This is a genomic window from uncultured Aquincola sp. (assembly GCF_964001545.1).
GTDB lineage: Bacteria > Pseudomonadota > Gammaproteobacteria > Burkholderiales > Burkholderiaceae_C > Aquincola.
Genome location: NZ_CAXFDV010000511.1, coordinates 1 through 4,414, shown reverse-complemented (window position 1 = coordinate 4,414; position 4,414 = coordinate 1). Strand labels below are relative to the sequence as shown.

Below are 4,414 nucleotides of genomic sequence, written 5' to 3'. Positions count from 1 at the left end.
TCCAAAGCCAGCGTGCGAAAGCCCATCTGCAGGCTGCTCAGGGTGGCCAGCAGCGTGGTGGGGCCGGCCAGCATCACCTTGTGTTCACGCTGCAGCGATTCCACCAGGCCGGGCCGGCGCAGCGCCTCGGCATACAAGCCCTCGGTGGGCACAAAGAGAATGCCGAAGTCGGTGGTGTGCGGCGGCGCCACGTACTTCTCGCGGATGCTCCTGGCCTCGCGCCGCAGGTGCGCTTCGATGGCCTTGGAGGCCGCCTCCACCGCCACCGGGTCGGCGCGCTCCTGCGCTTCCAGCAGGCGCTCGTAGTCTTCGCGCGGAAACTTGGCGTCGATCGGCAGCCACAGCGGCGCGCCGTCGTCGCGGCGGCCGGGCAGGCGGATCGCAAACTCCACGCGGGCGCCGCTGCCGGTCAGCGTTTCCACGTTGGTGGCGTACTGCTCGGGCGTGAACACCTGCTCCAGCAGGCCGGCCAGCTGCACTTCACCAAAGATGCCGCGCGTCTTGACGTTGGTGAGCACCCGGTTGAGCGAGCCCACGTCGCGCGCCAGCACCTGCATCTCGCCCAGGCCCTTGTGCACCTGCTCCAGCCGCTCGGCCACCTGCTTGAAGCTCTCGCCCAGGCGCTGCTCCAGCGTGGCGTGCAGCTTCTCGTCCACGGTGGCACGCATCTGCTCCAGCTTTTTCTCGTTGTCCTGCTGGATGGCGGCCAGCTTGGCTTCCACCGTGCTGCGCACTTCGGCCAGGCGCTTGTCGTTGGCTTCCGACAGGCTGCGCAGCTGCTCGCCCAGGCTGTCGCCGAAGCGGCGCAGCGCGTTGTCCTGCGCCTCGCGGCCGGCCAGCAGCGCGGCATTCAGGCCTTGCTGCATCGCGCCCAGCTGGGTGCGGAAGGTGTCGATCTGTTCGTTCTGCGTGCGGGCCACGTCGCCGGACTGGGCCAGCAGCGTCTGCTGGAAGGTGGCCAGGGCCTGGCCGAGTTCCTGGCGGCTGCCGCTCAGTTCGCGGGCCAGTTCCTGGCGGGTGGCGCCCAGGTCACGCGCCAGGTCCTGTCGCGTGGTGCTCCCGCTGCGCCCCACCTCGTCGCGCAGTTCGCGCTCCAGGCGCTGGCCGTCGCTGCGCATTGACTGCGCCAGTTCCTGCAACAGGGCGCCGGCATCGGGGCCACGGCCGCGCAGCAGCAGCACGACCAGCAGAACCAGAACGACGAGGGTGACGACGAGCAGGGCGAAAACAAGCGTTTCAAGGGCGGGCATGCCGCCATTCTCGGCCACCCTGCCGGGTCAGCCGCCCGGGGGCATCACCGGCTCGCAGACGATCTCGGAATTCACCGAATTGGCGATGAAGCACTGCTCATGCGCCTCATGGTGCATCTCGGCCAGCTCTTGCGACGTGGGCACACGGCTGCCCGAAAAGCGCACCTCGGGCTTGAGCGTGACCGCGGTGATGGCCACCTTGCCGGCCGCGTTCCTCTGCATCGTGCCGGTGGCGGCGTCGTGGTAGCGGTCGACGCAAAAGCCGCGCTGCGCCGCGATGGAGAGGAACCACAGCATGTGGCAGCTGGCCAGCGAAGCGACGAAGGCTTCTTCGGGGTCGACCGCCGACGGGTCGGAGAACGGCAGCCGCACCGCATGCGGCGACGAAGAAGCGGCCACTTCCGCCCCGCCGTCGAAGCGCCAGGCATGGCGGCGGCTGTAGCGGTTGTCGGTGAAGGCCTCACCCTCGGCGCGCTGCCAGGTCACCAGCGCCTCATGCTGGGAAGCACCACCGCTCATGCCATCACCTCGGGATTCACCGGCGTCGGCGCCCGGCCACCGGTCAACGCGGCGATCAGGTTGTCGGCCGCCAGGTCGGCCATCGCGCGGCGGGTGCGCACGGTGGCGCTGGCGATGTGCGGCGTGAGCACCACGTTGGGCACCTGCAGCAGCGCGGGGTGCACGCTGGGCTCGCCCTCGAACACGTCCAGCCCGGCAGCGGCGATGGTGCCCTGCTTCAAGGCCTCGGCCAGCGCCGCATCGTCCACGATGCCGCCGCGGGCGATGTTGGTCAGCGTGGCGGTGGGCTTCATCAGCGCCAGCTCCCCAGCGCCGATGGCATGGTGGCTGGCCGGCGAATACGGCAGCACCAGCACCAGGTGGTCGGCCTCGCGCAGCAGTTCTTCCTTGCTCACGTAGCGGGCGTGGATGGGCGCTTCCTGGTCTGCCGGCAGGCGGCTGCGGTTGTGGTAGATCACCTGCATGCCGAAGCCCAGCGCACCGCGCCGGGCGATGCCCTGGCCGATGCGGCCCATGCCCAGGATGCCCAGCGTGGCGCCGTGCACGTCGCTGCCGGTCAGCAGGTCGTAGGACCAGCGGGTCCACTTCCCGGCGCGCAGGTAATGCTCGCCTTCGGCGATGCGGCGGGCGGTGGCCATCATCAGCGCGAAGCCGAAGTCGGCGGTGGTCTCAGTCAGCACGTCGGGCGTGTTGGTCACCAGCACACCGCGGGCGGTGCAGGCCGGCACGTCGATGTTGTTGTAGCCCACCGCCATGTTGCACACGGCCTTGAGCTGCGGGTTGGCGTCCAGCAGCGCAGCATCGATGCGCTCGCCGCCGGCCACCAGCACGCCTTCATGGCCGGCCAGGCGCTGGGCGAGTGCACCGGGCGCCCAGGTCAGGTCGCCTTCGTTGGGCGTGACCTGGAAGTGCCTGGCCAGGCGCTGCAGGGTTTCAGGAAAGATCTCTCGGGTGACGAGCACGGAAGGCATGGGCTGCACCTCTGTCAAAGGTTTCTCAGTCGAGGAAACGGGTGAATTCGGCCACCGGCGCACGCTCGGTGCGCAGGCGGTTCTCGGGCGCCTCGCGGTCGGCATGGCCCATGGCCATGCCGCACACCAGCGCCTCATGGTCGGGGGCGCCCACGTGCGGCAGCACGATGCGGTGCCACTCGATGAAGGCGGCCTGCGGGCAGGTGTCCAGGCCGCGGGCACGGGCGGCCACCATGATGTTCTGCAGGAACATGCCGTAGTCGAGCCAGCTGCCTTGCTGCAGCCGCCGGTCGATGGTGAAGATCAGGCCCACCGGCGCATCGAAGAAGCGGAAGTTGCGGCCGTGCTGCGCATGCATGCGTTCACGGTCGGTTTTGCCGATGCCCAGCAGGCTGTACAGGCCCCAGCCGGTGGCGCGGCGGCGCGCCAGGTAGGGCTCGAACCACTCGGTGGGGTAGTACGCGTATTCGGCCTGGTGCCGGGCGCGCACGGCGGGGTCGTCGTGCGCAGCCACCAGCTGGTCGCACAGGTGGGCCAGACGCTGGCCGGTGAGCACGTACACCTGCCAGGGCTGCACGTTGCTGCCAGAAGGCGCCTGCGCGGCCACACGCAGGATGTCCTCGATCATCGGCCGCGGCACCGGCGTGGGCAGGAAGCGGCGGATCGAGCGGCGGGAGGTGATGGCCTCATCGACGGCGGCGGTGGCCGCCTGGCGCTGGGAGTCGTCCGTCACAGGTCCACCCGCAGTGGCTGCAGCGCCGCCTGCAGCGCAGGCGGCAAGGCCATCGGCCGGCGGGTCTCCCGGTCCACGTACACATGCACGAAGTGGCCGGCCGCGGCACACATCGGCTCGCCCTGGCCGAAGAGGCCGATCTCGTAGCGCACGCTGCTGCGGCCCACGCTGGCCACGCGCAGGCCGGCTTCCACCACCTGCGGAAAGCTGAGTGAGGCGAAGTAGTTGCAGTGCGTCTCGATCACCAGCCCGATGCTGTGGCCCGCCTGCGGATCGAGCGCGCCGGCCTCGATCAGGTAGCGGTTCACCGCGGTGTCGAAATAGCTGTAGTACACGACGTTGTTGACGTGCCCGTAGACGTCGTTGTCCATCCAGCGCGTGGGCACCGCGCTGAAGTGACGGTAGGCGCTGCGGGGCTGCGGCTGGGGGCGTACGGCTTCGCTCATGCGCCGCATTCTTCCACCGGCCGCGCAGCCTGCCAGGCGGTCCACTGGGCCTGCGCCTCGCGCAGCGTCTGCAGGTGCACCGCCACCGAGTCGTCGATCACATGCCCGTAGCCGCCCGCCATGCTGATGGCCACCGGCACGCCGCGCTCGCGGCAGGCGGCCAGCACGCGGCGGTCGCGCTCGGCCAGGCCGGCATGGGTGAGCTTGAGGCGGCCCAGCCGGTCGCCTTCGTGCGGGTCGGCGCCGGCCAGGTAGAACACCAGGCCGGGCAGCCCCTGCGCATGGCTCAGCCACAGCATGTGCAGGGCCTGGTCCAGCGTGTCCAGGTACAGCGCATCGGTGCAGCCGTCGGGCAGCTCCAGGTCGAGGTCGCTGGCCTCCTTGCGGAACGGAAAGTTGCGCGCACCGTGCAGCGACAGCGTGAACACGCTGTCGTCGTCGGCAAAGATGGACGCGGTGCCGTTGCCCTGGTGCACGTCGAGGTCGATCACCGCC

At 69.9% G+C, this 4,414-nt stretch carries 5 protein-coding genes and 1 pseudogene; all 6 read right to left on the bottom strand.

All coding sequences use genetic code 11. The features are described 5' to 3' along the window. Nucleotides 1-1,250 (bottom strand): DNA recombination protein RmuC (gene rmuC, locus ABNT58_RS17335; RefSeq protein ID WP_348754693.1); only part of this gene is annotated, 1,250 nt, incomplete at its 3' end. A gap of 27 nt (nt 1,251-1,277) precedes the next feature. Beyond that, nucleotides 1,278-1,769 carry an OsmC family protein gene (locus tag ABNT58_RS17330; protein ID WP_348754692.1) on the bottom strand — a complete coding sequence of 164 codons (492 nt, stop codon included), beginning with the start codon at nt 1,767-1,769 and terminating at the stop codon, nt 1,278-1,280. Next, nucleotides 1,766-2,740, bottom strand: coding sequence for a D-glycerate dehydrogenase (locus ABNT58_RS17325; protein WP_348754691.1), 975 nt, complete (start codon nt 2,738-2,740; stop codon nt 1,766-1,768). Before ABNT58_RS17325 ends, ABNT58_RS17330 begins: the two co-directional genes overlap by 4 nt. Nucleotides 2,741-2,765: 25 nt before the next feature. Next, entirely contained in the window at nt 2,766-3,473 is a 708-nt protein-coding gene (locus ABNT58_RS17320) for a nitroreductase (RefSeq protein WP_348754690.1), read from the bottom strand. Next, nucleotides 3,470-3,928, bottom strand: coding sequence for a thioesterase family protein (locus ABNT58_RS17315; protein ID WP_348754689.1), 459 nt, complete (start codon nt 3,926-3,928; stop codon nt 3,470-3,472). Before ABNT58_RS17315 ends, ABNT58_RS17320 begins: the two co-directional genes overlap by 4 nt. Next, nucleotides 3,916-4,414: pseudogene (locus ABNT58_RS17310) on the bottom strand (histone deacetylase); the annotation flags it as partial. The pseudogene ABNT58_RS17310 and the gene ABNT58_RS17315, both read right to left, overlap by 13 nt.

Excerpts from the sequence above, each read along its gene's own strand:
- ABNT58_RS17330 (WP_348754692.1), bottom strand. The coding sequence starts at position 1,769 with ATGAGCGGTGGTGCTTCCCAGCATGAGGCGCTGGTGACCTGGCAGCGC.
- ABNT58_RS17325 (WP_348754691.1), bottom strand. The coding sequence starts at position 2,740 with ATGCCTTCCGTGCTCGTCACCCGAGAGATCTTTCCTGAAACCCTGCAG.
- ABNT58_RS17315 (WP_348754689.1), bottom strand. The coding sequence starts at position 3,928 with ATGCGGCGCATGAGCGAAGCCGTACGCCCCCAGCCGCAGCCCCGCAGC.